This window comes from Saprospira sp. CCB-QB6 (assembly GCF_028464065.1).
GTDB lineage: Bacteria > Bacteroidota > Bacteroidia > Chitinophagales > Saprospiraceae > Saprospira.
Genome location: NZ_CP116808.1, coordinates 193,147 through 219,865 on the forward strand (window position 1 = coordinate 193,147; position 26,719 = coordinate 219,865).

Genomic DNA, 26,719 nt, shown 5'->3' on the forward strand with positions numbered 1-26,719 from the left:
TAAAGCAGCTAAATATCGTTCTACAACTCCTTGAATCCTCTTCTTGACAAGATAGATACAGTACTAAACTCCAGCCAAGAAGCAGTTTAGTCCTTAGAGGCTATACTTTTACCTTTGGCTCCAGTTTTTTTATCTCTAGCTCCAGTTTTTTTATCTGTGACTGAAGTTGAGTATAAAAATGGTCCACTTTATTTACTCTCTTTAGGCAGTAAGCCTACTGAAAGCCTACAGCTTTAATACCGCCCAAATGGAGTAAACAACTCCAACAAAAGCGTAAAAAACAGCAGTGCAAGCGTACAATAGTCTAATGAAAGACTTCTGCTTATCCTTTCATCGATAGTTCTACAAGTTGGCTTGACTTGCAGTAGGTTTAGGCAAGACTCCAGACAATCCTAACATTAACTGCCGAAGAAAACAGCCCAAAGAAAAAAGACAGTTGAGCGGCCACAACAAGCCCTTTAGGGCGCAGTTCGACGACAGAAGGGAGTAACCGCCCGCCGAAGGCAGGAGGCCCCAAAAACTAGTTCATATTCCAATCCATATCACAGATACTTTCATCCGATAAAATCCACTCCAAGTTTTCGAGATCTGGCTTCATTAGAATACTAAACTTAATCTCTTTTTCCTCCCCATTTTCGTCCATACAGCTACTCTTCCTGAGCCCCTCAAATACCACATCTAAATACCCATCGCCATTAACATCCTCATTTTTAAAGGCTAAGCTATCATTTAGATACCGCTGGCAGTAGCTATCTGGGGTCCGTATAAAAACAGGTATACTACAATGTCTAAGGGAGGACCATTTGAGTTTAAGCGTCCCAGAAATAGCATCAAACCCAAGTATAGTATAGTGGGCTCTTTTACCTCCTTGGTCTATCCCGCTAAATACATAAGTATCTGATGAGGTATTAAGTTTAAGCAGAAAATATTTCTCTAGAGGGATATAAAAGAGCTTATTTAGCCGCTTAGACCGTAGACAATAATACTTAGTAGGCGCTATGCGAGGCCTTCTTTCTTGCTTCACATTCAACTCATAGAGCTCAACAGCTCCCATATTGGCCAGATCAAACGCTCTTAAAAAACGACTATCTGCTTCCACTTCAGAGATTCCACTCTCTATTTCGATGCTATCTAAAATAGCTGCTATAGAAATATTGTTGACCTCCTCTACCATATAGATAATCAGATTTTCTTCTGAAATAGAGCGGTAGGCAAAAGCTTTTTCGCTTGCCTTTTCATCAGGCTGTCTCGACTGACAAGCCAGGCTGCAGACGAAAACAACAAATAGCCAATATCCTCTCATTAGCGTCCTTCTTTGTTTTTAATTATTTGCTTTATCCGCAGATGTGTAACCACAAAAAATAAAACGGCAATTAGAATCAATAAATCCAAAAATTGATTTAAAAAGTCTAATTGCAAGAATGCAATTATTAGAAAACCTAATGCATCTATTCTTTCTATTTCCACAGTCCAAAACATCACTTTGGGCGTACTTCTAGCTCGACCTCTGGGTACAAACGAGTATCTATCTTCCTATAAACTTAGAATAGGGTAATAATATCCTTTTAGCCCCTCTAATTTAGCAAAATCCAGAGGTTTCTTTAGACCTGAGGCTCCCCTATCTTCTTCTTGCAGAAATGATAACTTCCCTTCTGAATTCAGCGTAAAAGCGATTATAGAATGTACCTTTCCCTCTTTCACATATATCATTTTATTCAGAACTGTTGCTAAGTCTCCTCCTGTACTTTTGCTATTTGAAAACTCATTACTTATAGTAGAAAGATCAGCATTCGAACTAGTGTACATAACCCTTGGACGGTAATAGTTGCGATCATAATCATCAAAGACAAAATAGAGCCGTTCCTTGCCCTTGCTTGCCGCTCCTTGCAGAAAACTATTCAATCCATTAGATTTTCTATCATCAACAATCTGAACCGGACCAAAAAAATGGATTAGACAAAAATAAAGTCCAAAAAATATTAGGCTCCCTGCTATCAATCTCTTTTTCAATATTCTCATTTTAGTTAAGCTTTGTTCTAGCTGGGCTAATGGGATCAATCCCCTATTTTGAACAAATATCTGATCAGTTCAATGGTTTTATCAAAATTATCTGTATTCAGTTCTGAGCTATGTATAACAGTCCCATTCGTTATAATCAATATTCCAACAAGCTCCCCCCTATTCTTCAATAGATGTGTCTCATGGCCTAAATCACTGTGATTTAGGTTAGATTGAGAATAATAAAATTCGCACTGGAGAGCAATATCCAAGAAAAAAGAATCAGGTTTCGTAATAGGATATGTTTTTTTGCCAAAGACTTTATTATCCCTGTACGAAATAACATTTACCGAATCACCAATGATATAAGCTCTCCTTATGCTTATTCCACCTATATATGCTCTATGAGACATTAAGTCCCATTTCATATTGCGCTCTTGATCAAAATCCGCCCATAGTGGATTAGAAATAGTGTCTGTTAAATATTCTGGGAAATGGAACAGCAAAGAGTCATTATTATCTTTACACGAATGCTTTTTAAAATGGTATCTTTCTAAGTCAACAGCAACTATATCTTTGTTTCTACTACAGGAAAATATAAGGCATAGACAAAAAATCATCATTATTATTTCCAACACAATCTTGCTCAGCATATCCCCCCATCTCTTGGATAGCTCATTCATACTTGCTTACTTTTTCAGGCAAGCAAGGAATTAACAACTTGTCCTTTGGATGTAGTGCTTGCTTATGTTCCCATATCGCTTTAAGATCTAAGTCCCGCTGATTTAATGCTCTAAAAACATCTTCATAAAAACTATTATAAATAATAACAACAAGTTCATCCATTTGATATTTCTTGCATATGCTCTCATAGCTTTCTCCCGAGACCACAGAGTGAATATTGTAGGCTTTGCTACATCCATGTTCTCGAAAAAAATCTTTCCAAAATAACAGTATTCGATTTAATTCTGGAATATCAGTGCCTTCAACCTGGCAGCTTTTTTCAAAAATAGTTATTACATATATTTCTCTTTCTCCATTCTCATAAATAGAGAACTTAACTTCATATAAAGCCTCACAATTGGCTTCTTTAGTTGTTAAATTTGTTCTATAGACTTCATCTAGCCTAGCTATTTCTTTAGAAGAAAAAGACGACAATAAAAATTGATGAAATTCCTTATACCTATTTAATCTTATCAATACTCTTTTTGACAGCCCATCCCAATACTTCAAAAAGTAAATTTCTTCTTTATTAAATGTTATATCTTCATAATACCAAGCATCTAAGTTGGCTGGACGAAGAGATATTACAATTGAATCCTGGCCCTTTACCCCTTGAGGATATAAAAACATTGATAAACAGACTATCCAAAAAACATCTTTCTTCAAGCCAATCAGCAGACTTGAAAAAGCCTTAAACTGCTTAATATAGCTATACTCACTTATACTCAGCATTTAACTTATATTATTCATTTTTCAAAAAAATGATTATAGCGATAACTATTTGCATCAGAGCAATACTAAACCCATAAACAGGCACAAACCTAATAGTTAAACCCATACTCAATAAGTGAGTAAAACCAGCAACCAAAATTAACAACAGAAAACGAAACCTGAGTTTATACACTATAGATAATATAAATATCAAGACCATAGGGACTTCCAACAAAAGAGTATAGAACGAAAATATAATTCCATCAGGAATATACTTCCCCTGAATTAAATCAACAATATTAACAAAATAAATAAGTAAAAACCCGATGTTTATGATGATAAATAACATCGTCAACATTTCATATTTACTTGATTTTGGGGATCTTTCCATTTTATTAAGCTTGTAGCCTCGCAACCAAAAAACACTATAGATTTAACTCCACTATGCCAAATCTACTTTACTGAACGTTCGATCTTCTCTAGGAAAAGAACAACCTAGCCCCTCTCCATATGTATAAATATAGGAAAGACTCTCCCAAAGATATTCTTCATCGCTATCTTCAGGCATACACAATAAAGCTAATCTATTCCACAGCACCTCTTTCGAGAGATGATCTCTAAAGTAGTCCGGCTTTGCTAAAAAACGCTCAGGAATAGCCATATAATTTAAGTACTCATCAGGAGTAATCTCATTTCCTAAATACCTTCCGAATACCTCTAATGGATCAAAGTTAAATTTTTTAGTAAGCTGTACAGCTTCATCCTTAAATAAATATCTCAACACAATTAAATACAGTTCTAGATTTTGCTTTCCTTCTTTTTTAGGCCAAGTAACTTTTACCATAACTACTTTGGTTTGCTTCTTTAATTTTGAGCCGTTTCTTTTGGGGCCTGCCGCCTTTGGCGGCCGGGCTGTGTCAGGGCTCGCTGTTCGCTCGGCCCTGCGCCGCTTGCAGCGCCTGGGTCTGCGGCTGCGCCGCCCCCTTTTCCATCCCTAGGCCTGCGGCGCTCCGCGCCTGTAGGATGGATATATACCTGTGGGTTGAAACCCACAGCCATGCAACAATCCCATTCTACATCTATAGTGCGGAGAGGATTAAAATCCTCTACCGCTTTGAACAAGGATTATTTTTTCTTCGGTTGTTTGATTTTGTTTTTGTCTCCCCCATAAATTTCATAGGAACCCTAGGGCCAAGGCCCTAGGCTATCGAAAAAATCGTCATCCCCTCATTCGAGGGGATTTTCTGTTCCACTAGGCTACATCAGCAAAGAAGGGCTAAAATGTTTATTTATGGAGGGTTTCAACCCTCCATTGAACACAGAAATGCATTCGTTAATTGGCTGTAGGTTTCAACCTACAGTGGCCGAAGGCCAAACGGCCTAGCGATGTGTAGGGGTGGCCGAAGGCCAGAGCAAGCGGGCGCTGCCCGCGCAGGGCCGAGCGAGCAGCGAGCCCCGAAACGTAGCGCTGCAAGGCGAAGCCACAGCAGAGGCCCCAAAAAACCTCCCTAGCCCAATAAAAAGCCCACTAACTGCATCAATAAAACGCCTAAAAAGGCCAAACTCCCCAATTTGCCCCCGACCCCCTTAAAATATGGGGCCGAAAAACCATACAATAAAGCAGTAAAGCTAGCGGCTGCGATCATACTCAAATAGGGCCAAGAAAGTGGCAGTTGGCTCATACCCAAAAAGCTGCCGCAATAAAGCGCTACGGCCCATTTTTGCTGAAAAAAATGATCGACCATTGCGCCTAAACAGCCCACTAAAGCAGAGGCCATCACCACAGACATACCCAACTCTTGCTGTAAGGCCAAGGCCCCCAAGGCCCCAACAATAATCGCCAAACTATCAGCCCAATCTAGACGCCCCAACTCAACTACCCGATGATGACTAAGGTAATAAGCCAAAACTAACAACATCCAAATAGGCCACAAAAAAAAGGCCTCTTCTCCAATCATAGCCCCCAAAAAGGCCGAATGGCCCAAACCCAAAACCAATAAACTGCCCTTAGTCCAAAACCCCATATTCCTCTATTTTGCCCCAATCCATGGAGCGCTCCCAAATTTGTTCGGCCAAAGCCTGATCCTGCGCCAAGGCCGAGGGTTCAACCTCTCCCTTAGGCGTAAAATATTGCCCCTCAGCGGGCCAGTACTCATCTGAAGTTAATAATTCGAGGATTTGCTCGCCAACCTGCTCTGGCTGTCGCATAAAGCGCCTCAAACAGCGATACAAAAAGGCCGTAAAGCCTTTTCCCTCTTGCGAAAAATTAGTATTTACAACACCTGGATGTAAGGCATTAACCCAAAAGCCATCGGCGCCAAAACGCTGGGCCAATTGCTGCGTAAAATAGAGGTTGAACAACTTACTCAAGCCATACTGATAAAAACGACCAAAGCGCTTTTCTCCCTGCAAATTGTCTAGTTCTAGCTTTCGGACCAGTTTGTGGGCCGAAGAAGAAAGATTTAATATTTGCTTGCGCTCTCCAGCTTGAAGCAAACCCATTAGCTGATGCGTGAGCAGAAAATAGCCCATGTGATTGAGCGCAATATGCTGCTCAAGGCCATCTAAACTCAAGCGGCGCTTAGGAAAAATAGCCCCCGCATTGTTAATCAAGATGTCCAGTTTGGGATAACTTTCTCTAGCATATTGGCCCAATTTCCGAATAGATTCCTGATCGGATAAATCAGCCAATAAGAGGTCAATTTTTGGGTTTTGACTAGCCTGGGCAATAGCCCGCATAGCCGCCTCTCCCTTTTCTGGATTTCGGCAAAGTAGGACCAAATGCGCCCCTTCTTTGGCCAAGGCCAAGGCCGCCGCATAACCAATGCCCGAACTGGCCCCACTAACTAAGGCAATACTATCCTTCAGTCTCATCTTCTATTGCTTCTATATTGATGCGAATCCATTTGCTGCCGTCTTTTAGGGCTAGGCGCAATCGCTGCCCATCCTGCAAATCGGTCCAGCTGTGAATAATTTGGCCCTCTTCATTGCTCAATTGGGCAAAACCTCTTTTCCAAGCTTTTTCTGGAGATAAGAGCTCCAACTGCTTATCAAAATGCTCTAATTGCTTTTGGGCCAAACGCAAGCGCTCTTGGCTACTCAGCCGCAAACGGCTGTGCAATTGCTCTAAACGCAGTTCCTCTCGACGGATATGCCCTTGTACGCTAGCTCGCAGTTCTTGCTGTAAAAGGGCCAGTTGTTGCTCAGCCAAAAATAATTGATGGACCAAAAAGTCGGCAACTGCCGTAGGGGTTTTTAAGGCGGTATGAGCCACTAAATCGGCTAGACTCTCGTCAATATCATGGCCAATTCCCGTTAGCACAGGCAGGCTGCACTGCGCCAAATCTCGACAAAGCTCATAGTCGTTGAAGCCATAGAGGTCCAGTTTGGCCCCACCTCCACGGATGAGGACCACGCAATCAAAACGGTCTTCTTGTTCTTCAATTTCTCGAATCTGTTCCCGAATTTCCTTTTGCATTTGCTGGCCCTGCATGGCCGCCTGAAATAATTCGGTCCGAAAAGCATAGCGCTGACTATTGGCATTGAGCTGTTCCAAAAAGTCTTGCAAACCCGCCGCCTCCTTAGAAGAGATAATGGCAATTCGCTGCGGCAAATGAGGCAGTTCCAAGCCCTTGTTTAGCTCAATTAAATGCTCTTGTTCTAAGCGCTTGAGGTTATTCAGCCGGCCCAACTCCAACTGGCCAATGCTAAAAGAAGCATCTAGGTCCAAAATTTCTAAACTAAAGCCATATTGCTCACTAAAATGAGCTTGGACCTTAATGAGGACCTCTTGGCCCTCTCGCATGATGCTCCAAAAGGTATCGCCTAGCTTTTTGCTAATCCGATGCCGACTACTGGCATATAGCAGGGCCTTAGCCTTGGCTTTTGGGCGCTGCTCTTCCTGCTCAATCAGATTGAGGTAATAAATCGAACGATTCTTTTTCAATTGAGCGATCTCAGCCCGCAACCAAAGCGGCTGAGGCAAGTTTAGGCTGACCAAACGCCGCAAATGCTGCATCAGGTCAAATAAACCCAGTTGTTGACTTTCTGGAACCATAGTAATTTGTTTAGCAATTTTGGACCTAGAAGCGGGCGAAGCCCGCTGGCTGAGGGATGGATAAGGGTGGCCGCAGGCCAGACCGAGCTTTTTGAGCAAAGCGAAAAAAGCGAAGGGCCGAGCGAACAGCGAGCCCTGACACAGCCCGACCCGACCAATAATTCATGAGGGTTTTAACCCTCATTTTGTATAAGCTCGCAAAGCGATGCCGCTTTGCGCTGGGTTTCAACCCGGCGGAAGGGGCAGCCCCAAATCCTATCCTAATCCTCCGTTAACCAACTTTTGTAATAATCGCCCTGCTCAATGGCAAAGGCTTCTTCTGTCATATAAAGTGGGCGGAAAGTATCCACCATTACCGCTAATTCTAGGGTTTCTTTGGCCCCAATACTCTTTTCGATGGTGCCTGGATGTGGGCCGTGGGGAATCCCCGCCGGATGCAAACTAATCATCCCTCTTTCAACATGTTTACGGCTCATAAAATCGCCATCCACATAATAAAGCAACTCATCGCTATCAATATTGCTGTGGTTGTAGGGAGCGGGAATTGCCTGCGGATGATAATCGAACAAACGAGGCACAAAAGAGCAGATCACAAAACCGCGGCTGCCAAAGGTTTGGTGCACGGGAGGCGGCTGATGAATGCGGCCCGTAATGGGCTCAAAATCGTGAATCGAAAAGGCGTAGGGATAGCAATATCCGTCCCAACCCACGGCATCAAAAGGATGATTGAGGTAGGTATAGGGATAAATAATGTCCTGTTTTTTGATAAAAAACTTGAATTCGCCCTGCTCATCATGGGTTTGCAAATCTTGCGGCTTGCGAATATCTCGCTCGCAGAAAGGCGCATGCTCCGCTAGTTGGCCAAACTCATTGCGGTAGCGTTTGGGGGTGCGGATGGGCGAATAAGATTCGACGATGAGCAAGCGATTGTTTTCCTCCTCAAAATCAATCTGATAAGTCGTTCCACGCGGAATAATCAGATAATCGCCATAGCCAAAGGGAATTTGCCCATAAAGGGTTTTGAGTACGCCCTTGCCCTCATGCACAAAAATCATTTCGTCGGCATCCGCATTCTTAAAAAAGTAATCGGTTAGCGACTGTTGAGGGGCGGCCAAGATCACCTTACAATCTTCATTGGCCAAAATCACCTTGCGACTTTTCAAATAATCGGCCTCAGGTTGGACCTCAAAGCCCATCAAACAGCGGGGCTTGAGCTGATTGTCCTTTTTTAGTTTTGGGGCCACCGAATAGGGCTCGCCCAACTGCTTAATTTGGGTGGGCGGATAAAGGTGGTAAATATTGGAGTAAATATCTGAAAAACCCTCGGTAGAAAAGAGTTCTTCTTGGTACAAACTGCCGTCCTCTTTGCGAAATTGAGTATGGCGCTTGGGCGGAATTTTTCCGAGTTGGTAATAATGCATAGTTGAGATTTTTATCAGTTTATTCTTCTACGGCCACTTTTTCGAGCAAGCGAACAATATCGTCCAAAGCTTTGGGATAGCTCAAATATTGCTGTTTGGCATCGGGGCCGGCATAAATGGGCAACATCACAATTTTGCGGCCCTTATGCCCCCGACTAATCGCCAAACTGAGGGTCACCGGCCTAGGCGTTTCCTTGAGGCGATCCATACAATTGGCCGTTTGGCAAGGGTAAATTTGTTCCCACTCAAAAAAACCTTTTTTTTCTATATACGCAACCAATTGCTCGAGTTCTGCCAGAGAAATCTGCGATTCCCAAACCCGCAAGCCCTGCTGCTCGTTCTGCAATTTGCGCTTTACCAAGCCCTCTGAGTTGATTGTCAATTGGTTTTTGCGCACAAAATCGGGTGGGCCATAAAATCCGCCGCCCACCAATTCAATTTCAAATTTTGGCGTGGTATCCAAAGGCGAATCTGGGCGAATTTGCCCCTTTTTGCCCGCTTTTGGAATCCGCCGCTTGCCAGGCTCATCTTTGAGGTAGCGATAAGGATGCGGATCGCTGCCCATAATCGTCCGCTCGACAACCGCCTCTGGATATTGGCCCAAATCATAGCGAAAAAAAGGCGTTTCAGCCTCGGTCGTTCGTATAAAATGATACTGATAACGGCCCTCTCCCCCATTCAACTCAAACTCCAAAACCAAATGTTGCGCATTATAATTGGCCACTTTCCAATGCTCGACCTGCGCAAAATTATAATAGAGTTTGTCAAAAGGAGCCGCCAAGCGCCAACGATCCTTAGTCAAGGCCCCATTTAGGTAGGTTTGCACCGTTTCATCATACTTAAACCAGACAAAATGCTGATATTCCTCCTCGGCCCGAAAAAGTACATCCTGACTTTCGGCCTCGCAGGCATAACTAAATTTCCAACGGCTATTATTAAAAGCTTTTGGCCAAGTTTGAGCCATGATGGAACTGCTCAAAAGCAGCAAAAAAAGGGTGAGTATTTTCATAATGCGTAGTTTTAATCGGGGCCTTTTTCTGAATGACTTTCTGCTGTTTTTTTGGGCCTCCTGCCTGCGGCAGGCGCTACGTTTCGCAGCTCGCTATTCGCTCGGCCCTTCGGCGCTTGCAGCGCCTCGGTCTGGCCTAACGGCCACTGCTGCACATCGCTAGGCCGGTCGTCGCTTCGCTCCTCCCCAAGGACCTAAAGCTTGGCCAAAAAGTCGAGGCAAGCCTGCAGCATTTTTTGGCTATGCAGGGGCAGCTCAGCTCCTTCTGCAAAAGGATGGCGACCGCCAAAAACATGGTCTGCCCCTTCAATAATCTGCAATTCCGCTTTGGGGCAATGCTCATCTAAATAATGGGCCGAGGTGAGAGAAACTGCGGGATCTTGGCTGCCATGTACAATTAAATAAGGGCAAGATAAGTCCGCTAATTTTGGTCCAAGGCGAAAAGCCTCTTCATGGGCCTTAAAGTCTTCATAAAGTTGATAATCGAGGGGCATATTTTGCTTAGTTCGTCCATTTCGGATAAACTGCCGCCCTTCTTTTTTCCAATAGGCCAAAAGGGCTTGATCTTGCCAGGCATAATCTAGCTCATGTACACTGGCCCAACTAATGAGTGCTTTGGCCCCTCTTTTTAGGGCCGTTAGGGCAGCAATGGGTCCTCCTCTGCTATGGCCGATGAGAACGGGGGCCGTTTTTTGAATCGGCCAATCACTTTTTTGGACAAAATCGAGTACGGCCTCAAAATCAAAGCATTCTTTGCTGTAGTTGTTTTGGCCAAAGGCATCAAGGTCCTCAAAATCAATAAGGTTTGGACCTAGGCCATTATGCGAAAAATTAAATTTGAGGAAAGCATAGCCCACTTGAGCAAAAGCATCGGCTAAGGCGTTCCAATGCCCCCAATCCTTAAAGCCCTTAAAGCCATGGGCAAAAATAAGCAGCGGCCAGCCCGCTTGAGGTGGCGCTGCAGCAGGAAATCTAATGTCTAGGGCCAATTGGCGGCCAGCGGCGGCTGGAATCCAAGCCGTTTTCTTCTCTAACATATTCTATTTTGTTCTTAAAGTAATTTTATGTGGAGAGTTCATTTTTCAGCTAAAGCATTCAAACACGGCCATTTGCAGGCCTTGGCCTGCAGCGGCTGAGGGATGGAAAAGGGTGGCCGAAGGCCAGACCGAGCCAGCTTGCTGGCGATGGGCCGAGCAGACTTGCGAGCCTGAAACAGCCCGACCCGCCCGATAATTCATGAGGGTTTCAACCCTCATTTTGTATAGCTTCGCAAAGCGATACCGCTTTGCGCTGGGTTTCAACCCGACGGAAGGGGCAGCCCCAAAACTTAACTAAAAATAATGAAATCTTGCTGAAGTCGGGCATTTTCAGGGCAAGCTGTTCCAGTTGCTTAAAGTTCTTTGTATTTTTGCAAAAAATGGGGGCTAGGCTCATCCTTTTAGGCGAGATCTTGTTCCTTTAGAAATGAAATTGTAGACACTTTTATAGCCGCCCATGAAGACCTTGATGAGTTTGAACCAGATAAAAGCCCCGATTGCCGAAGAACTGAAGACCTTTGAGGGGGTATTTGAGGAGGAGCTGCGCTCGCAGGTTTCTTTATTAGATACGATTATGCGCTTTGTGGTGAAACGCAAAGGCAAGCAGGTTCGGCCGCTATTTATCTTTTTATCGGCCAAAATTTGTGGCGAAATTGGGGAGATGAGTTATCATGCCGCCTCTTTGATTGAGATGTTGCATACGGCCTCTTTGATCCATGATGATGTGGTGGATGATTCTATGCAGCGCCGTGGATTTTTCTCGCTCAATGCGCTTTGGGGCAATAAAGTGGCGGTATTGATTGGTGATTATATGTTGGCCAAGGGGCTTTTGCTTTCTTTAAAAAATGAAGCTTACAATTTGCTGCAAATCAGCTCAAATGCCATTAAGGAAATGAGCGAAGGCGAGCTTTTACAGATTGAAAAAGCGCGTCGTTTGGACATCAAAGAAGAGGTTTATTATGAGATTATCCGCAAGAAAACGGCCTCTTTAATTGCTGCGGCCTGTGCTTTGGGAGCGGCTTCTGTGGGCGCTACTGAGGAAGAGGTGGAGCGCATGCATTTGTTGGGCGAAAAAATTGGAATTGCCTTTCAGATTCGCGATGATTTATTTGATTTTGGCGATGGAGATGCGGGCAAACCGCAGGGCAATGATATTCAGGAGAAGAAGATGACCTTGCCTTTGATTCACGCCTTGAATACGACGGATAAAAAGACCAGAAATTATATGGTCAATATTATCAAGAATGAAAACACCAACCCTAAGAAAATACAGGAAGTAACAGATTTTGTCTTGCAAAGTCCAGGCATTGCCTATACCCGTCAAAAAATGTATGATTATCAGGAGGAGGCTATAGCATTAATAAGAGCGTTTCCCGCATCGGAGGCGAGAGACGCTCTAGAAGGTTTGGTCCGTTTTGTAACGGAGCGCAAAAAGTAAAGGCGGCTTTAGGCAAATGCTTAATAAGTTGCTCTATTTACATGGCTCATTGAGTTTAAAATACAGCGCCGCCAGTATGCAAACTACCATAAATCTCATCGGCAATTTTGCGGTTGTGTTCCCAAGCCATATTTTTGTGGTTAATCGCATCTACAATATTCCCCACCATACAAAGACCTCCAGTAAATAAGTAGAGAATACCCATTCCAACTTGTCCCATCATAAAGCGATGAATACCTGAAACCCCTATCAAAAGAGCTCCTAATGAAAAGGCTAAAACCATAACAGGGTCCAATCTTCGCCCTTTATAGATACGCAAAAAACTTCTACGGTCGGCTTCATCCATATCATGGACAATACCCGATAAATATTCTACTTCTGAAAGCTCAGCTTTAGGGAGCAAAACCATAATATCTTTTCTCATGGGAATTTTATTTTAAGTTTTAAATGAATGGTCTAGAAAGATGCAACTAATTTTCTTCTTTGGCAACAAAGTCCTCTAAAAGTTGTAGCTCTCTTGGGTTGAGTGGGATCCAAACCGAGGTCCAGCGCCCTTCTTCAAAATACAAGCGGTCATTTTTGCGCCCACTATAGCGATAACCAATCTTCATTTGATCAAAAATTTCGGAATGGCATTCGGGCCCATCACGTTCATAAAGTTGTTTAAATCCAGGATCACTTTTATCCACATATAGCTTAGGCGCATTGAGCTCAAATAAAAGCTCCCCATTTTCTAACTTCCACTGCCCATCAACTACCGTAAAATATTTGCCTCCTCCAGGGATTTCATTTTTACTATAGCGCTTAAAAGAGTGGTCTTTTTCCAAAATTAAATAGGAGTCGGTTAATAAACGACTGTGGGTCCAGCCCCCAATCAAACTTTCCTCCGATTGGGCAAAGTCTGGCCCACAAGAAAATAGCGCTAGGCATAAAATAATCGCTAAATATCGCATCTAAAGTTCTGTTTTTTTGCTGTGTGCTCTACGAAATTCTTCCATTTCTTTAATTTCACTACTGCTAGCGGGCTTCCAACTTGCACCATCCAATTGCAGCTTCTCATTCTTTTGGCCTGTACAACGAAAACTAATTTCCTGGTCTTCCATCGCCTCCACATTCAACTCTGGCGCAATAAGTTCTATGGCCGCCTCAATCGTTTTTGCACTTCCTTCTGTCGCAATCTCAGGCACGCCCTTATACTGAATGCGCAAATCCTCATTCTCTAAGCTCCAAGTTCCACGAGCAACCATCAAAGCTTTGCCACCCATCGGAATATTGACCTGAATATAATTGGCTACACTATGGTCGGCCCCAAATTCCATATAGGTTTTAGAAACCAAAGTCACTTGCTTCCATTGCCCCACAACTTGCCGCTCGGCATCGGTCAACAAAAGACTACAACTGCTCAACAAAAAGAGCATAACAAAAGAAAAACTGTAGGCTACTACTTTCATAAAAGTTTATGGTTTAATTATTTATGTTCTTTTAAAAAATCTTCAAGTAAATCAACATTAGCCTGGCTATAAGCTGGTATAACTTGCCGCTCCTCTCCTTCTCCTATCACTAAATCCCCCTCCTCTGTAATTTCATAGAACCGCTCAATAGCAAAATCCTTTTCCAAATCCTTCAAAAGACCATCCTGCATTTCATTTATTTTCATCCGCATAGCAGTATTCTTCAATGCCGAATTAATGGCTATTTCTGGAGGATCTTTTTTGTCGAAGCGCAAAGATAACTTCCCATCAATCAGCTCCCAATTCATCTTTACCTTCATAAGAAATTCACCCGTAAATAGATTCGAATAAAAAAAGTAAAAGTTTGCCTGATGATTAGGATTGAGCTGTAGGCATAATATAGCGTCATCCTTCTCCTCTCCCCAATTGCCCAACAGCTGCTGCTCTTCTCGAGAAGGTTGAAAAAGACAAGTTGCTACAGTAATAGCAAGTAGAACAAATACACTAATTTTAACTAGGGTCTTCATATTTTAAATTTATTGTTTTTTGTTTGGGGCTGCCCCGCCCTACGGGCGGGTCGGGCTGTTTCGCAGCTCGCTGTTCGCTCGGCCCTTCGGCGGCACAGCCGCCTTGGTCTGGCCTTCGGCCACTGCTGTCCATCCCTCAGCCTGCGGCCCTTCGGGCCTGTCCCGCAAAAGGACCTAAGCATTCCAAGCCAGACGAATGAGCCGATAAATGCGGTGTAGAAGGATAGCAATAGCGGGTAAACCCAAAGGGTGCATTTCCCAAGATTTGGCCAAATTGCCTTGCAGTGCAAATGCCACCGATCGGCCCAAACCACAGCCCCAACAACTATCAAAACCAATAGCTCGATAAACACAAATGCTAAAATGTTCTATCGCATCAGGCTGGGCAAATAGGGCCAAATAAATCAGCGCAAATAACCAAACAGCTAATTCAAAATAGCTACGAAAAAGTTTCCGAAGGATCACAATAATCTTAAAATTTCTTTAACGCCCTGCTGAAAAAAAGGCAGGGGCGTCCGATGTCCATGCTCGCCCCAAAGGTAATGCAACTGCTCCTTTTGAGGCCAATTGGCCGCCAAAAAGGCCTGGCTGCTACTGGGCGCTATCAATTGGTCATTTTGGCCAAAGGCCAACAGCAATAAAGGCGTTTTTTCTCCGCTCTGATCGGCCTTTACCTTTACAGATCGCACGCCTAAAGCGGGATTAAACAACAAAGCGGGAAGATCTAACAAACGAGCCAGATGATACGCAAAATAACCGCCCATACTGCTCCCAACTAAGAGGTCTATCTCTTGCTCTAGCACTGCTTTTTGAGTCATTTCAAATAAAAAGGGCTGGCTTTTATATGGCATGGGCGGCGCCCAAACCTCATGGCCCTCTGCTTGGAGCCAGTTGGGTTTGGGGCCGCCCACCTTAGATTCTAGCCCATGGAAATAGGCAATTTTCATCTGCTTATTTTTGGACAATGCTCATGGTAATTACGCCCTTGGCTTTAAAGCCCTTATCTGAAGGATCGTATTTTCTTTTGAGCGCACATTTTTCTAATAGATCAATTTCTACCGCCTTGGTAAACTGCGCATTTTGAGGAAAATCCTTTACGCTAGCCATTTTGGCCTCAATAACATTCCCATCAGGATCTACCAAGATTTCAATATAAGCAGTACGGTTGCCCGACTCAAACTGAGAGAGTTGGTTGGCGCTCAATTCACAATTACAGGCGCTTAGGCAATTTCGGCCTGCGCCCAATTCGCCTGTACCTTCGCCTTCTTTTCCTTTTCCAATTCCACCTAGGTCATCTTTTTTTCCTGCGGGAGTTCCCTGCTGGCCGGGGCCTGTTTTATTTCCATTTCCAGCACCTGGAAAGCTGGGCGTATAAGTATTTGAAGAGCTTGATGAAGAGGAAGAAGAATTATTGGTATTGGTGTTTTCGCTAGGCGTATTTTGGGGTGGTGTGGGTGTGGGTTCCGTTTTCACAGCCTCCGACTCCATATTATCATCCGTTTGGACCTCCTCAATTTCTTGGGTAGTTGGCGTGGGATTATTCTCTTCTTGTGGTTGTGGGTCTGTTGTGGGCGTAGGATTTTCAGAAGCGCTGCCCCCAGCAATTTGAACATTACCAAAAGAGGCTTCTAGTCCCCCCGCCTCCTTGAGTGGATATTCATAGCTAAAGAACCGCCAAAAAATAAGCGTGAGCAGGAGAATCAAAAAGACCAGAGCCCCAATGCGGGCAATATTTCGATCTTTGCTTTGGCTCAGATGATCTGCACCGGGTTGAAATTCCATTTCTTGAGTAGACATAAGGCTATATTTTCTAACTAAAATAAGAGAGGTTTGGGCCTAGTTCCGCATTTTGCAGGCCCGATAGGGCCGCAGGCCTAGCGATGTGCAGCAGTGGCCGAAGGCCAGACCGAAGCCTGAAAGGCTGAAGGGCCGAGCGAATAGCGAGCTGCGAAACGTAGCGCCTGCCGCAGGCAGGAGGCCCCAAAACAACATACTATATATAGGCCAGTAAAAAATTTAGTTCCTCGGCAGAGTATAGAGTTGCAAATCGGCTTGTTCGAAGGCGTTGGCCACCTGAATGAGGGGGGCTATTTCTTGGGCAGTTGCTTTGGGGGGCAAATAAAAGTGAATTTGCATATTGGGGTTAAGATCTTGGTAGCGCTCGACCTTTTGTCGAAGTTTGGGGGCAAAGCCCTCAAAATCTACGGTATCTCCTTGGACCCAATAGCGGCCCTGCGGCAGGCATTCGACTCTGAGAATGGTCGTTTTGTAGCTTTGCAGCAGGGCTTGAGTAAAGAGATAGAAGAATAGCCCCATTCCTAAGATGACCAAAATGAGCAAATAGATGCGCCAGGAAGACAATTTTTGCGGAGCAAGGTTTTGTCGGAATCTGGACATAGGGCTATAATCGAGTGGCCAAAATCATTTTGACGCCCACATCATTGAGGGCATCAACTACCGAAACTAGGGTTTGGGCATCGACCTTGGGATGTACATCTAGGATGACGGTCACATCGCCAGCGGCTCGGCCATCGGCAAGGACATATTGGCCAATTTTGGCTTTGAGGGCGGGGATATCCACCTTCAGTTGATTAAATCGAATTTCCTTCGTTTCATTGACCACAATAATTGCGGGTTTATTGGAGGAAATTGGTTTGGAACGGCTGGAGTTGGGCAACTTGAGGTTGATTGCCGTCGGGTTGACCAAAGAAGAGGTCAACATGAAGAAGATCAACAACAAGAAGATAATATCGGTCAGCGAGGACATATTAAACTCGGCCGAAACCTCTGTACGTTTTTTCAGTCCCATAATAAATTGGAGCTTTTGAGGCCTTAAGGATCGGTGGCCAAGATGAGGCGAGCCTTATGTTTGTTGCTCAACGCCATAATTTCGACGATGGTGCTGGTGGGCTCGTTTTTGTCTAGATTGAGGACAATAGTCACCTCGGTTTTGATTCCTTTTTGACGATTCTTTTCTCTTTCCTCGATAATCCGAAGTTCCATTCGGCGGTCCAAGTTTTCTTTAGTGACCAGCTCTGACTCAAGAAAATACTCGCCTTCGGGAGTAACCGAAAGGGCAATATTTTGAGGAGAGGGCGTGGTACTGCTAGAGGTTGGGCGATCGAGGTTTTTGAGATTGGGGCTCGTCAGGCTAGAAGTAAGCATAAAAAAGATGAGCAGCAGAAAGATGATATCGGTTAGTGAAGACATATTGAATTCGGCCGATACCGAGCTGCGTTTACTGAGTCCCATAAGCTAAAAGGTTTTGCTCAGGGGCCTAGGCGGGCTCCTGAAGCAGGTCCATAAATTCAACGGTGGCGGCTTCCATCTTAAAGATGACGCGTCCCATGCTTGCGATCAGTGAGTTATAGCCGATAAAGGCGATAATTCCGACAAAAAGACCAAAAGCTGTAGTAATTAGGGCTTGGTAAATACCGCCTGCGAGGGCTTCTGTACTTACATCTCCGCCAGCCATATTCATAAAAGAGAGGATCATCCCGGTTACGGTACCAAAAAAGCCAATCATGGGAGCGGCACCAGAAATAGTAGCCAAGGTAGAGAGGCGTTTTTCGAGCTGGAAGATTTCTAGGTTACCTACATTTTCTACAGCGGCATTGATATCCTCTAGGGGTTTACCGATGCGTTGTAGGCCTTTGGCCACCAAACGAGCTACGGGTGTATTGGTTTGACGGCAAAGTGCTAGGGCTGATTCTACGTCTCCAGTTTGAACGAAGCCGCGAATTTGGGCCATAAAGTTTTCGTCTAGATCGCCAGCGCGCTTAATGGTGAGGTAGCGCTCGATTAGAATATAAACGGCCATAACGGCTAAAAGAAGCAGAATTACTGCAATGACAACCCCGATAGGGCCACCCGAAAAAATGACCTCAATAAGGGAAAAGCTTACCTCTTCTGGAACTACTTCGCCTGTGTCGGCTACATTAGTAGTAGGGTCTTGAAACAGAAAGAATGGAAACATAATCTGCCAGTAGATTTAGGGTTAAAAATCGATATGATGGGCTAGGAAACTAGCAATTTTAGCAATAATAAATAATATTTCGACAAGAAAAAGGCTTTGAAGGTTTAATTTCTATTTAAAGGCCTTTAAACTGCTGGATTCTATTTTTTACGTCTGCCAAGGCCTGAAGCGCCCTGATAGACCTGACTTTTAGCCTCTTCTTAAAAGAAAACTGTCCTTTAGCTATTTAGTGGATAAAAAATAGCTTGCTGAACCTTGGGATAGCACATATCTGCGCAGAAAATAGCCCACTGAACCTTAGGATGGCACATATCTGCGTAAAAAATAGCCTTCTGAACCTTAGGATGGCACATATCTACCCAAAAAATAGCCCACTAAACCTTAGGATGGCACATATCTACCCAAAAAATAGCCTCCTGAACCTTAGGATAGCACATATCTACGCAAAAAATAGCCCACTAAACCTTAGGATAGCACATATCTGCCCAAAAAATAGCCCACTAAACCTTAGGATAGCACATATCTGCCCAAAAAATAGCCGAAAAGAGATCAACTTAGAAGGCTAAGTTAGTCTAGAATGGCTTACCTACAAAACCTTAACAATTACCTCTATCTATTAACGGCGTCTTAATAAAATCTATATGCTTCTTCATAAAGAGCTAAACTCCAGCTAAAGTAGGGCTAAGACTAGAAGCGTAGCTTTGCAGCAGATTTTTCACCAAATATTATCTTTCATGAGACATCTTTATGTATTGCTTTTGAGCCTTTGGGCTAGCCTATCTTTTGGACAAGGCGAAGTGACTGGCCTACTTGTCGACCTTAATACGGAGCAGCCGCTTATTTCGGCTTCTGTCTTTGTAAAAGGAACGGCCAAGGGAACCGTAACTGATTTTGACGGCTATTTTCGCCTTAGTGGCTTGAGTGAAGGACCAAAGATTTTGGTCTTTTCTTATTTGGGCTATGAGACTATGGAAAAAGAAGTGGAAATTAAGGCTGGGGCACCTTTAGAACTAGGCAGAATTGAGCTTACCCCCTCAGCAGTTGGTGTAGACGAGGTAAATGTAATTGCTTCTGTGGCCATTGACCGTAAAACGCCTGTTGCGGTTTCTTCTGTCAATGCAGATTATATTGAAGATAAGCTGGGTAACCAAGAGTTTCCAGAAATTTTGCGCAACACCCCCTCTATTTATGCGACAAAATCTGGTGGAGGCTGGGGAGATTCTCGCATCAATGTTCGTGGATTTGATCAGCGCAATACGGCTGTACTCATCAATGGAATCCCCGTTAATGATATGGAAAATGGCTGGGTCTATTGGTCAAACTGGGCCGGCCTGAGCGAAGTAACCCGCCAAATGCAAGTGCAGCGCGGTTTGGGCGCCTCTCGTTTGGCTATTTCTTCTGTAGGGGGAACCATCAATATTATTACGAGAACGACAGATCAGAAAAAAGGCGGTAGCTTTACCTCTATGCTTGGTAATGATGGCTATTTCCGCAATGCGCTTACGCTGTCTACTGGGCGTTTGAAAGGCGGTTGGGCCGTTACGGTTTCTGGCGCCTATACACAAGGAAATGGATATATTGATGGAACTAGCTTTTTGGGCGGTTCTTACTTTGCTTCGATTGCCAAAGAATTTGGCGAAAAGCACCAACTCGTTTTCACGGCTATTGGCGCAGCTCAAAGCCATGGTCAACGCAGCTTCCGCGAAAGCCTGGCTACTTACGACTCTATCCGCGATTATCGCTATAACTCAGACTGGGGCTACCTAGACGGCAAAGAATACAATATGCGCCGCAACTTTTACCATAAACCCCAAATGGCGCTCAATCACTATTGGACTATCAACGAGAAGCTCTTCCTCTCTACTTCTGCCTACTATTCGGTGGGCCGCGGCGGTGGAACTGGCGACCGTGGAAGCATTGGCGGCCGCGCAAGCTGGGGCTACCGAGATGATCAAGGCCTCATCCGCATGGATGATATTGTAGCTTGGAACCAAGGAACTGATAATATCAACGGCTTTCCTAGCAGCGGAAAATATCAGGTGGCTGGGCTAGGATCTGTGGCTGGAGAAAATGATGGCCTAATTCGCCGTACCTCTGTCAACTCACACAACTGGGCAGGCCTACTCTCTAACCTAACCTATACAATCAATGAGAACTTTACGGCCTCTGGAGGAATTGACCTACGCTACTACAAAGGTATCCACTACCGCGAAATCAATGACCTCTTAGGCAATGATTATTGGTTAGATTCTAGAGATATTAATGCGCAATCAGATGCTGTTGACCTCAATGGAGATGGCCAAATTGACAGCAAAGAAACAGGGGCCTTGAAAAAAGAAGGCGACAAAATCCAATACTATAATGATGGTATTGTTGGCTGGCAAGGCGTTTTTGGCCAAGTAGAATATGACAACCAAAACGGACTTACGGCCTTTTTCTCTGGCGCACTCTCCAATACCTCTTATAAAAGAGTAGATTACTTCCAATACGAAGAAGGCAATCAAGAAAGCGATAGCTACAATTTCCTTGGCTATACGGCCAAAGGTGGCGCCAACTACAATATCAACGAACAACATAATGTCTTTGCCAATATTGGCTACTTCTCTAGAGCTCCTATTTTTGATGTGGTTTTCCCCAACTACAACAATGACGCTAATGAAGAAGCCAAAAATGAAAAAACCTTTGGCGCTGAAATTGGCTACGGTCTCCGCCTCCAAAAAGTAATGGCCAATGTCAATCTATACCACACTCGCTGGATGGACAAGTCCTTTATCCGCGGCTACCAAGATAGCCAAGGCGATAATTTCACCGCTAACCTCACTGGCCTCAATGCCGTTCACCAAGGCATCGAGATTGATGGTAGCGCTCGCCTAGCCAAAGACCTCAACCTTACTTTTATGGCCTCTTTTGGTGACTGGCAATGGACCAATAATGTAGATGCCCTCATCAGCGATGATAACAATGTTGTTATTGACACCGCTTTTGTCTATGCTAAAGGTCTCAAAGTTGGCGATGCCGCCCAAACGACTATGAGCCTCGGTCTAGACTACAAACTCCCCTTTGGCCTACAACTAGACGCCAACTATTATTATGCGGCCAACCTCTACGCCAACTTCGATCCTATCGACTATAACAGCGCAGCAGCAGAAGGCCGTCAAGCCCTTAAATTGCCTAGCTATGGCCTAGTTAACGGGGGACTCAGCTACCGCTTTGCCTTCAATAAAGTAGCGCTAAAGCTTCGCGCCAATGTTAATAATATCCTAGATACTAAATATGTAGCTGAAGCCGACAATTACTATAGCGCCAACCTTAGCAACGAACAATTGCTCAATGCCGCTACCGGTTTCTATGGCTTTGGCCGTACTTGGAATGTCTCTTTGAAACTAGAGTTCTAAGCCACATCCATACTTAGTTTTCAAACTTTTAGCCCTAGTAGTTTTAACTACTGGGGCTTTTTTTTGGGGCCTGCCGCCTTCGGCGGCCGGGCCCTTACAGGGCTCGCAGGTCTGCTCGGCCCTGCGCCAGCAAGCTGGCTGGGTCTGCCGCTGCGCGGCCCCCTTGCAGGCCCCTAGGCCAAGTCGCTTCGCTCCTTTGCGGCGGCTTCGCCGCCTGTTAGCCGTGGCTGCAGGTTAAAACCAGCAGCCATACAACAACCCCATTCTACATCTATAGTGCGGAGAGGATTAAAATCCTCTACCGCTTTGAACAAGGATTATTTTTTCTTCGGTTGTTTGATTTTGCTTTTGTCTCCCCCATAAATTTCATAGGAACCCTAGGGCCAAGGCCCTAGGCTATCGAAAAAATCGTCATCCCCTCATTCGAGGGGATTTCCTGTTCCACTAGACTCCATCAGCAAAGAAGGGCTAAAATGTTTATTTATGGAGGGTTTCAACCCTCCATTGAACACAAAAATGCATTCGTTAATTGGCTGTAGGTTTCAACCTACAGGCCCATATAGCAGGCCCCTAGGGCCGCAGGCCACAACAAGCCCTTTAGGGCGCAGTTCGACGACCAACGGGAGTAACCGATGTGCAGGGGGTGGCCGTAGGCCAGACCAAGGCGGCAAAGCCGCCGCAGGGCCGAGCGAACAGCGAGCCCCGAAACGTAGCGCCGCAAGGCGAAGCCGCAGCGGAGGCCCCAAAAATTTATCCCAATAAGCTATTTTTCTACTAGTTAGTGCTTGCTACAAAAAACTATAGCGAAAAACGACTAATCTTCACTCCAAATTTGATTTAGCTCATCTAATGTCTTTACTCCATGAGTAAACCGAACTTTTAAGTCTGAAAATGAAAATTTTAATTCAGGACAGGCACAACGAGGCAGCATAATAAGAGTAATGGTCACTTCTATCCTTTCAGTCGAAGGAATAGGTTTGAAATCAACATCACTAATCTCACAGTCATCCCATTCCTCAATTTCATCTACACTAATATTTTTAACTTTAGAAAACTGAATGACTAATTTTGGTCTATCACAGCAAGACTCTACTTCAACTTCGATCCATTTATTCCTAAAATCAATCGTAAAATTTGAAAAAACAGCATCGTGAAATTCTACATCTCGTAAGTCTTCTACAGTTACATTTTCCATAGTTTTTAAAAATTTATTACTTAAATAAGTAGTTATATAATCCCACTGTCCCCCAGCCTTACCACATCCCCTAAAAACCAGCTAATTACAAAAAACCTTGCGAATTAGGCATAAAAAAAGGGACAAGCCCTTTAGGGCGTCTTTGATGACCGAAGGGAATAACCGTAGCGCCCGCCGAAGGCGGGAGGCCCCAACTGCAAATCAATTTAGATAGGGCTACTAGTACAAATGAACGTCTATTTACCTAAATATATAAAAAGCATGACGCGATAATTTTGTCTTGCAACTTGGACAAGGTTTTTCACTTTTTGGAATTTCATAATTCTTTGCTCCTATATAAGCATCCAGGACAGAAGGATTTCCTATCAAACCCTCCCAACCGCAATGAGAGCATGAGATATTTTCAAGATAAATTCGCTGAAGTTTTCCATTGACCTCAACTAGATTATATGGCCCCCATCTATTTCCCAATTTACCAAACGCAAAATATAAGTTTAGAATGCTGCCGTATTCTATTATTTTACTCACAAAAATTCGCCGCAATAGAGGATTAAACTCGTCTAAATAAAATTCTGAGTTCTCTACCACTTGTGCTAAAAAAGTTTTTTTTATAATAAAAAGCTCCTGATTATCAACTTCTTTTATCTCTAAATATTCTAAAGGAATCATATATTAGGTTTTATGGATTTATTATTTTAGCTTTTATTCCACTCGGTCTTACTACACAAACAACTTCATATAAAGTCAGTTAATTACAAAAAAATCAGATTAGGCACACAAGCCCTTTAGGGCGTATTTGATGACATTCTAGCGCCCGCCGAAGGCGGGAGGCCTACTTCCTTTCTAAATAAATGTTTTGAATAATTCTTCTCCTTGGGGGGGCCTTGTTGTATAAATCGTAACTTACTGATTAGTAACAACTTCCAACTTGACAGCATTAAGCTCATTTAAAATTTGAATACGCATCAGGACTTCTTGCTTCTGCATTTTAAAGCTGAGCGAAGAGAGCCGTTCAGAGAAAAAGTGCTTGAGTCGCATCATTGCAGTTTCGCTTAAATTTCGACGATGATAGCCTAAATCTTGTTTCCAAGCAGTAGCTCCCAACTCCCAGATATATAAAATATCATCATTGCGATAACTGTCAACCAGCTCTCCATCTTTTCCTTTTTTTAGGCGAGCATTTTTACGTGGGGGAATAAACGGTACCGCTCCAGCCTTACAAATTGCTTCCCGACATTTTATTTGGTCATAGGCGCCATCTGCATAAACTTGGCGGATATTCAAGGATTTCATTTTTTTCATCATTTTGGGGAGTTGAGAAGCATCGGTTTTTCGCTCTGTGGTAATCTCTACAGATAATATTTCTCCTGTTTTATCATCCACTGCTAAATGTACTTTAATCCAGCTAGAGCGCTGCTTTTCCAAGTATTTTTTTCTTAACCATTCTCCCTGTCCTTTTGTTTTTAGTCCTGTACTATCTATTGCTACCGATCTTTCTTTAGTCCTCTTTTTAGACTTAATATTCAGTTTTAGTTTCTTGACTCTACGATATATTTGAGTAAAAGATATGGGCTTAGCATCCAAATTATATTTGGAAATAACGCATTTTAGAATACCTTCTAATTGTCGATATCCAAAAGAAAAAAGCACTTTTAAACGGAATAAATAGCGAATAAATTCATCAGAAATTGTTTTAGGTCTGCCGCGTTTTGAAGGCTTAGCTATGAGGTTTTTGCTTGCCAAAGGCGGGAACCAAACATTAAAAAGAAACTTACCTTGGGCCGTATAAAATCTGTTGGTTAGTGCGTAATTCTGTATGTTTTTTTTAGATTTGTCATGGGACAGCTCGAGGTTTTATTGTTCGTCGAAAAAACTTAAATCTACGGGGCTTGTCCCTTTTTTTATGCCTAATTCGCAAGGTTTTTTGTAATTAGCTGGTTTTTAATTTATTAGATTTATGCAACAAGGCCCCTTGGGGGATGATACCAACAAAAATAATCTTTATAATTATCCTTTTCCACCCTTATTATAATATAATTAGTATAATCTATACTCACAGAATAATACCCACGATGATCTGTTTTCAAATAAAAAGTATCTGCGCCCTGATAGGAATCATAATTTTGAGTACCTCTATCTGACATAAATCGGTCACTATAAATGACTACAGCGGTATTAGTCAAGCGCTGATTTGTGTTTTCATCCATAACAATCCCCTCGACTTTCACATTTCTTTGATCCACATTAGAAATAATAGCCAATACTACATAGGCAACAAAAAGCGCCACTGCCAAGCAGGAAAATAGCAGGCTGTATAAGAACCAACGAATAAATTTGAGGATCTTTTTTTTCTTGGCTGCTGGACTCATAGGGTTTCTTTGCATTTCAATAGGGGTAATGCCGCAAGCTAAAGAATTTGTTGCAGCTATCCGCTTTGCCAAAATAGATTTTTTAATCGCAATAAAGCCAAAGTGGGCAACTAGCTGACTGCAAAATATCTTAATCCTAAAGCGCCCCCAAAAGTAAATAGCTACTTACAGAAGACTCCTCATCCCAAGAGTTTACAGTTTTCATTTCTACCAACTGCTTAGGCAATTGGTTATCTGTTTCTAAAACAGCTATTGTTTTCCATCCTTGAGGGATCAAATCAGACTCTTTCCCAAATTGTTGAGTGACAAACCTAAGAAATAATGATACCTCAATAGATTCTTGCCCAATAATCATATACTTAAATTCATGACCTACTAGAACATCTTCTTCTGAATAACTTAGGAACAAAGCTATTTCGTTAGCCTGCAGTGACAACCCTAAATTGCGTCTTACTGTAGCTGATACAACTCCTTTTATAGCAATTCTAGACATTTAGATAGCTTTTTTTAGGGCTACTATTTCATATAAAAAGCAAGCTACTTCCTTTCTAAATAAATATTTTGAATAATTCTTTTTCTCAGAGGAGGATAATATACTTTTCTTCTATACTTCTCTCCTCCTACCCTTATGGTAACAGCACAACTATAATCTATACTCACGGAATAATACCCACGATGATCTGTTTGTAAATATAATGTATCAAAGCCCTGACAAGAATCATAATTTTGAGTGCCTCTATCTGACATAAATCGCTCACTATAAATAATTACAGAGGTATTAGCCAAGCGCTGATTTGTGTTTTCATCCATAACAATCCCCTCGACTTTCACATTTCTTTGATCCACATTAGAAATAATAGCCAATACTACATAGGCAACAAAAAGCGCCACTGCCAAGCAGGAAAATAGCAGGCTGTATAAGAAGCAGCGAATAAATTTGATGATCTTTTTTTTCTTGGCTAGTGGACTCATGGGTTTCTTTGCGAAATGGCTTTACTTACTTTTATCAACCGCATGCTGATATCCCAAAGCCACATTCATTAAAAATAGTGCTGGCAATAAATAATACCCTAAGAGCTCAATAGCCTCCCATAGGTCTTTTCCCATAAAAAAATAGGAAATTCCAGCTGCGGCAACTACTGAAAACAATAAAATTATCCCATTTATTGAGAGGACAGTCAATTTGCGCTGCCATAATAATAAAATAGCGACTATTGGAATATAAGCAAAGAGGGCGGCCACTACGCCAAATACCAAAAAGTAGTACAAAACGGTCTGCCATTCCAAATCAAAATTGCTTTCTCGGCAAAAGCATAAGGTATACATTAAACTACTAATACCCCAAGCTAAAAAGCTAATTAGCGAGATCGGCGGCCTACTCAACATAGTTGCTATTTCTAAAAGTCCCAATC

Annotated in this window: 31 protein-coding genes; 2 read left to right on the top strand and 29 right to left on the bottom strand. The window is 43.2% G+C overall.

Going from position 1 to position 26,719, the window contains the following annotated elements:
• Nucleotides 1-520 precede the first annotated feature (520 nt).
• From PPO43_RS00765 to PPO43_RS00815, 11 genes are all read right to left on the bottom strand, one after another.
• On the bottom strand, nt 521-1,303 hold the full coding sequence (locus tag PPO43_RS00765) for a hypothetical protein (RefSeq protein ID WP_272619880.1): 783 nt from the start codon (nt 1,301-1,303) through the stop codon (nt 521-523).
• Nucleotides 1,304-1,533: 230 nt separating this feature from the next.
• Nucleotides 1,534-2,019 (bottom strand): hypothetical protein, encoded by a 486-nt coding sequence (locus PPO43_RS00770; protein ID WP_272619881.1) that lies wholly within the window; start codon nt 2,017-2,019, stop codon nt 1,534-1,536.
• A gap of 35 nt (nt 2,020-2,054) precedes the next feature.
• The gene (locus tag PPO43_RS00775; RefSeq protein ID WP_272619882.1) at nt 2,055-2,681 is read right to left on the bottom strand and encodes a hypothetical protein; all 627 of its coding nucleotides are present in this window, start codon (nt 2,679-2,681) and stop codon (nt 2,055-2,057) included.
• Nucleotides 2,674-3,453 carry a hypothetical protein gene (locus tag PPO43_RS00780; protein WP_272619883.1) on the bottom strand — a complete coding sequence of 260 codons (780 nt, stop codon included), beginning with the start codon at nt 3,451-3,453 and terminating at the stop codon, nt 2,674-2,676. Before PPO43_RS00780 ends, PPO43_RS00775 begins: the two co-directional genes overlap by 8 nt.
• Before the next feature lie 421 nt (nt 3,454-3,874).
• The gene (locus PPO43_RS00785; RefSeq protein ID WP_272619884.1) at nt 3,875-4,276 is read right to left on the bottom strand and encodes a hypothetical protein; all 402 of its coding nucleotides are present in this window, start codon (nt 4,274-4,276) and stop codon (nt 3,875-3,877) included.
• A 664-nt stretch (nt 4,277-4,940) separates the two neighbouring features.
• A complete protein-coding gene (locus PPO43_RS00790; RefSeq protein ID WP_272619885.1) occupies nt 4,941-5,456 on the bottom strand; it encodes a hypothetical protein in 516 nt (171 codons plus the stop codon).
• Nucleotides 5,440-6,306 (bottom strand): SDR family oxidoreductase, encoded by an 867-nt coding sequence (locus PPO43_RS00795; RefSeq protein WP_272619886.1) that lies wholly within the window; start codon nt 6,304-6,306, stop codon nt 5,440-5,442. The genes PPO43_RS00790 and PPO43_RS00795 overlap by 17 nt, the downstream gene beginning before the upstream one ends.
• Nucleotides 6,290-7,489 carry an exodeoxyribonuclease VII large subunit gene (gene xseA / locus PPO43_RS00800; RefSeq protein ID WP_272619887.1) on the bottom strand — a complete coding sequence of 400 codons (1,200 nt, stop codon included), beginning with the start codon at nt 7,487-7,489 and terminating at the stop codon, nt 6,290-6,292. Before xseA ends, PPO43_RS00795 begins: the two co-directional genes overlap by 17 nt.
• Nucleotides 7,490-7,749: 260 nt before the next feature.
• Nucleotides 7,750-8,910 (bottom strand): homogentisate 1,2-dioxygenase, encoded by a 1,161-nt coding sequence (locus PPO43_RS00805; protein WP_272619888.1) that lies wholly within the window; start codon nt 8,908-8,910, stop codon nt 7,750-7,752.
• Nucleotides 8,911-8,929: 19 nt separating this feature from the next.
• Entirely contained in the window at nt 8,930-9,919 is a 990-nt protein-coding gene (locus PPO43_RS00810) for a hypothetical protein (protein WP_272619889.1), read from the bottom strand.
• 194 nt (nt 9,920-10,113) lie between these two features.
• A complete protein-coding gene (locus tag PPO43_RS00815; protein WP_272619890.1) occupies nt 10,114-10,956 on the bottom strand; it encodes an alpha/beta hydrolase family protein in 843 nt (280 codons plus the stop codon).
• Between the two features lie 457 nt (nt 10,957-11,413).
• Here PPO43_RS00815 and PPO43_RS00820 point away from each other — a divergent pair, with 457 nt between their 5' ends.
• On the top strand, nt 11,414-12,394 hold the full coding sequence (locus PPO43_RS00820; RefSeq protein ID WP_015694057.1) for a polyprenyl synthetase family protein: 981 nt from the start codon (nt 11,414-11,416) through the stop codon (nt 12,392-12,394).
• Between the two features lie 55 nt (nt 12,395-12,449).
• Here PPO43_RS00820 and PPO43_RS00825 read toward each other — a convergent pair whose 3' ends face one another.
• The 11 genes from PPO43_RS00825 to PPO43_RS00875 form a co-directional block, all read right to left on the bottom strand.
• Nucleotides 12,450-12,818 (bottom strand): TM2 domain-containing protein, encoded by a 369-nt coding sequence (locus PPO43_RS00825; RefSeq protein ID WP_272619891.1) that lies wholly within the window; start codon nt 12,816-12,818, stop codon nt 12,450-12,452.
• Nucleotides 12,819-12,864: 46 nt separating this feature from the next.
• On the bottom strand, nt 12,865-13,347 hold the full coding sequence (locus PPO43_RS00830) for a hypothetical protein (RefSeq protein WP_272619892.1): 483 nt from the start codon (nt 13,345-13,347) through the stop codon (nt 12,865-12,867).
• The gene (locus PPO43_RS00835; protein WP_272619893.1) at nt 13,348-13,845 is read right to left on the bottom strand and encodes a hypothetical protein; all 498 of its coding nucleotides are present in this window, start codon (nt 13,843-13,845) and stop codon (nt 13,348-13,350) included.
• Nucleotides 13,846-13,862: 17 nt separating this feature from the next.
• Nucleotides 13,863-14,372, bottom strand: coding sequence for a hypothetical protein (locus PPO43_RS00840; protein ID WP_272619894.1), 510 nt, complete (start codon nt 14,370-14,372; stop codon nt 13,863-13,865).
• A gap of 174 nt (nt 14,373-14,546) precedes the next feature.
• Nucleotides 14,547-14,837 (bottom strand): DUF2752 domain-containing protein, encoded by a 291-nt coding sequence (locus tag PPO43_RS00845; RefSeq protein WP_272619895.1) that lies wholly within the window; start codon nt 14,835-14,837, stop codon nt 14,547-14,549.
• Nucleotides 14,834-15,319 (bottom strand): YqiA/YcfP family alpha/beta fold hydrolase, encoded by a 486-nt coding sequence (locus PPO43_RS00850; RefSeq protein WP_272619896.1) that lies wholly within the window; start codon nt 15,317-15,319, stop codon nt 14,834-14,836. Before PPO43_RS00850 ends, PPO43_RS00845 begins: the two co-directional genes overlap by 4 nt.
• A 4-nt stretch (nt 15,320-15,323) precedes the next feature.
• Nucleotides 15,324-16,169, bottom strand: a complete 846-nt coding sequence (locus PPO43_RS00855) for a hypothetical protein (protein WP_272619897.1) — start codon at nt 16,167-16,169, stop codon at nt 15,324-15,326.
• A gap of 219 nt (nt 16,170-16,388) precedes the next feature.
• A complete protein-coding gene (locus tag PPO43_RS00860; RefSeq protein WP_272619898.1) occupies nt 16,389-16,769 on the bottom strand; it encodes a hypothetical protein in 381 nt (126 codons plus the stop codon).
• A gap of 4 nt (nt 16,770-16,773) precedes the next feature.
• Nucleotides 16,774-17,181, bottom strand: a complete 408-nt coding sequence (locus tag PPO43_RS00865) for an ExbD/TolR family protein (RefSeq protein WP_272619899.1) — start codon at nt 17,179-17,181, stop codon at nt 16,774-16,776.
• A 23-nt stretch (nt 17,182-17,204) separates the two neighbouring features.
• Entirely contained in the window at nt 17,205-17,624 is a 420-nt protein-coding gene (locus tag PPO43_RS00870) for an ExbD/TolR family protein (RefSeq protein ID WP_272619900.1), read from the bottom strand.
• A 25-nt stretch (nt 17,625-17,649) separates the two neighbouring features.
• Nucleotides 17,650-18,348 (bottom strand): MotA/TolQ/ExbB proton channel family protein, encoded by a 699-nt coding sequence (locus PPO43_RS00875; protein ID WP_272619901.1) that lies wholly within the window; start codon nt 18,346-18,348, stop codon nt 17,650-17,652.
• Between the two features lie 734 nt (nt 18,349-19,082).
• On the opposite strand from PPO43_RS00875, the gene PPO43_RS00880 reads away from it, so the two are divergent.
• Nucleotides 19,083-21,743 (top strand): TonB-dependent receptor, encoded by a 2,661-nt coding sequence (locus PPO43_RS00880; RefSeq protein WP_272619902.1) that lies wholly within the window; start codon nt 19,083-19,085, stop codon nt 21,741-21,743.
• 814 nt (nt 21,744-22,557) lie between these two features.
• Here the strand turns inward: PPO43_RS00880 and PPO43_RS00885 are convergent.
• From PPO43_RS00885 to PPO43_RS00915, 7 genes are all read right to left on the bottom strand, one after another.
• On the bottom strand, nt 22,558-22,938 hold the full coding sequence (locus tag PPO43_RS00885) for a hypothetical protein (RefSeq protein ID WP_272619903.1): 381 nt from the start codon (nt 22,936-22,938) through the stop codon (nt 22,558-22,560).
• A 240-nt stretch (nt 22,939-23,178) separates the two neighbouring features.
• Nucleotides 23,179-23,607, bottom strand: coding sequence for a hypothetical protein (locus PPO43_RS00890; RefSeq protein ID WP_272619904.1), 429 nt, complete (start codon nt 23,605-23,607; stop codon nt 23,179-23,181).
• A 234-nt stretch (nt 23,608-23,841) separates the two neighbouring features.
• Entirely contained in the window at nt 23,842-24,783 is a 942-nt protein-coding gene (locus PPO43_RS00895; protein WP_336298920.1) for an IS5 family transposase, read from the bottom strand.
• A gap of 110 nt (nt 24,784-24,893) precedes the next feature.
• On the bottom strand, nt 24,894-25,322 hold the full coding sequence (locus PPO43_RS00900; RefSeq protein WP_272619905.1) for a hypothetical protein: 429 nt from the start codon (nt 25,320-25,322) through the stop codon (nt 24,894-24,896).
• Between the two features lie 121 nt (nt 25,323-25,443).
• Complete coding sequence (locus tag PPO43_RS00905) at nt 25,444-25,716, bottom strand: hypothetical protein (RefSeq protein WP_272619906.1); 273 nt, start codon at nt 25,714-25,716, stop codon at nt 25,444-25,446.
• Nucleotides 25,717-25,844: 128 nt separating this feature from the next.
• Nucleotides 25,845-26,279 (bottom strand): hypothetical protein, encoded by a 435-nt coding sequence (locus PPO43_RS00910; protein ID WP_272619907.1) that lies wholly within the window; start codon nt 26,277-26,279, stop codon nt 25,845-25,847.
• Nucleotides 26,280-26,300: 21 nt separating this feature from the next.
• Nucleotides 26,301-26,693 carry a hypothetical protein gene (locus tag PPO43_RS00915; protein WP_272619908.1) on the bottom strand — a complete coding sequence of 131 codons (393 nt, stop codon included), beginning with the start codon at nt 26,691-26,693 and terminating at the stop codon, nt 26,301-26,303.
• Between the last annotated feature and the right edge of the window lie 26 nt (nt 26,694-26,719).

Bases quoted from the DNA above. Each gene is read 5' to 3' on its own strand.
- PPO43_RS00765 (WP_272619880.1), bottom strand. From the start codon at position 1,303: ATGAGAGGATATTGGCTATTTGTTGTTTTCGTCTGCAGCCTGGCTTGT.
- PPO43_RS00770 (WP_272619881.1), bottom strand. From the start codon at position 2,019: ATGAGAATATTGAAAAAGAGATTGATAGCAGGGAGCCTAATATTTTTT.
- PPO43_RS00775 (WP_272619882.1), bottom strand. From the start codon at position 2,681: ATGAATGAGCTATCCAAGAGATGGGGGGATATGCTGAGCAAGATTGTG.
- PPO43_RS00780 (WP_272619883.1), bottom strand. From the start codon at position 3,453: ATGCTGAGTATAAGTGAGTATAGCTATATTAAGCAGTTTAAGGCTTTT.
- PPO43_RS00785 (WP_272619884.1), bottom strand. From the start codon at position 4,276: ATGGTAAAAGTTACTTGGCCTAAAAAAGAAGGAAAGCAAAATCTAGAA.
- PPO43_RS00790 (WP_272619885.1), bottom strand. From the start codon at position 5,456: ATGGGGTTTTGGACTAAGGGCAGTTTATTGGTTTTGGGTTTGGGCCAT.
- PPO43_RS00795 (WP_272619886.1), bottom strand. From the start codon at position 6,306: ATGAGACTGAAGGATAGTATTGCCTTAGTTAGTGGGGCCAGTTCGGGC.
- xseA (WP_272619887.1), bottom strand. From the start codon at position 7,489: ATGGTTCCAGAAAGTCAACAACTGGGTTTATTTGACCTGATGCAGCAT.
- PPO43_RS00805 (WP_272619888.1), bottom strand. From the start codon at position 8,910: ATGCATTATTACCAACTCGGAAAAATTCCGCCCAAGCGCCATACTCAA.
- PPO43_RS00810 (WP_272619889.1), bottom strand. From the start codon at position 9,919: ATGAAAATACTCACCCTTTTTTTGCTGCTTTTGAGCAGTTCCATCATG.
- PPO43_RS00815 (WP_272619890.1), bottom strand. From the start codon at position 10,956: ATGTTAGAGAAGAAAACGGCTTGGATTCCAGCCGCCGCTGGCCGCCAA.
- PPO43_RS00820 (WP_015694057.1), top strand. From the start codon at position 11,414: ATGAAGACCTTGATGAGTTTGAACCAGATAAAAGCCCCGATTGCCGAA.
- PPO43_RS00825 (WP_272619891.1), bottom strand. From the start codon at position 12,818: ATGAGAAAAGATATTATGGTTTTGCTCCCTAAAGCTGAGCTTTCAGAA.
- PPO43_RS00830 (WP_272619892.1), bottom strand. From the start codon at position 13,347: ATGCGATATTTAGCGATTATTTTATGCCTAGCGCTATTTTCTTGTGGG.
- PPO43_RS00835 (WP_272619893.1), bottom strand. From the start codon at position 13,845: ATGAAAGTAGTAGCCTACAGTTTTTCTTTTGTTATGCTCTTTTTGTTG.
- PPO43_RS00840 (WP_272619894.1), bottom strand. From the start codon at position 14,372: ATGAAGACCCTAGTTAAAATTAGTGTATTTGTTCTACTTGCTATTACT.
- PPO43_RS00850 (WP_272619896.1), bottom strand. From the start codon at position 15,319: ATGAAAATTGCCTATTTCCATGGGCTAGAATCTAAGGTGGGCGGCCCC.
- PPO43_RS00855 (WP_272619897.1), bottom strand. From the start codon at position 16,169: ATGTCTACTCAAGAAATGGAATTTCAACCCGGTGCAGATCATCTGAGC.
- PPO43_RS00860 (WP_272619898.1), bottom strand. From the start codon at position 16,769: ATGTCCAGATTCCGACAAAACCTTGCTCCGCAAAAATTGTCTTCCTGG.
- PPO43_RS00865 (WP_272619899.1), bottom strand. From the start codon at position 17,181: ATGGGACTGAAAAAACGTACAGAGGTTTCGGCCGAGTTTAATATGTCC.
- PPO43_RS00870 (WP_272619900.1), bottom strand. From the start codon at position 17,624: ATGGGACTCAGTAAACGCAGCTCGGTATCGGCCGAATTCAATATGTCT.
- PPO43_RS00875 (WP_272619901.1), bottom strand. From the start codon at position 18,348: ATGTTTCCATTCTTTCTGTTTCAAGACCCTACTACTAATGTAGCCGAC.
- PPO43_RS00880 (WP_272619902.1), top strand. From the start codon at position 19,083: ATGAGACATCTTTATGTATTGCTTTTGAGCCTTTGGGCTAGCCTATCT.
- PPO43_RS00885 (WP_272619903.1), bottom strand. From the start codon at position 22,938: ATGGAAAATGTAACTGTAGAAGACTTACGAGATGTAGAATTTCACGAT.
- PPO43_RS00890 (WP_272619904.1), bottom strand. From the start codon at position 23,607: ATGATTCCTTTAGAATATTTAGAGATAAAAGAAGTTGATAATCAGGAG.
- PPO43_RS00900 (WP_272619905.1), bottom strand. From the start codon at position 25,322: ATGCAAAGAAACCCTATGAGTCCAGCAGCCAAGAAAAAAAAGATCCTC.
- PPO43_RS00910 (WP_272619907.1), bottom strand. From the start codon at position 26,279: ATGAGTCCACTAGCCAAGAAAAAAAAGATCATCAAATTTATTCGCTGC.
- PPO43_RS00915 (WP_272619908.1), bottom strand. From the start codon at position 26,693: ATGTTGAGTAGGCCGCCGATCTCGCTAATTAGCTTTTTAGCTTGGGGT.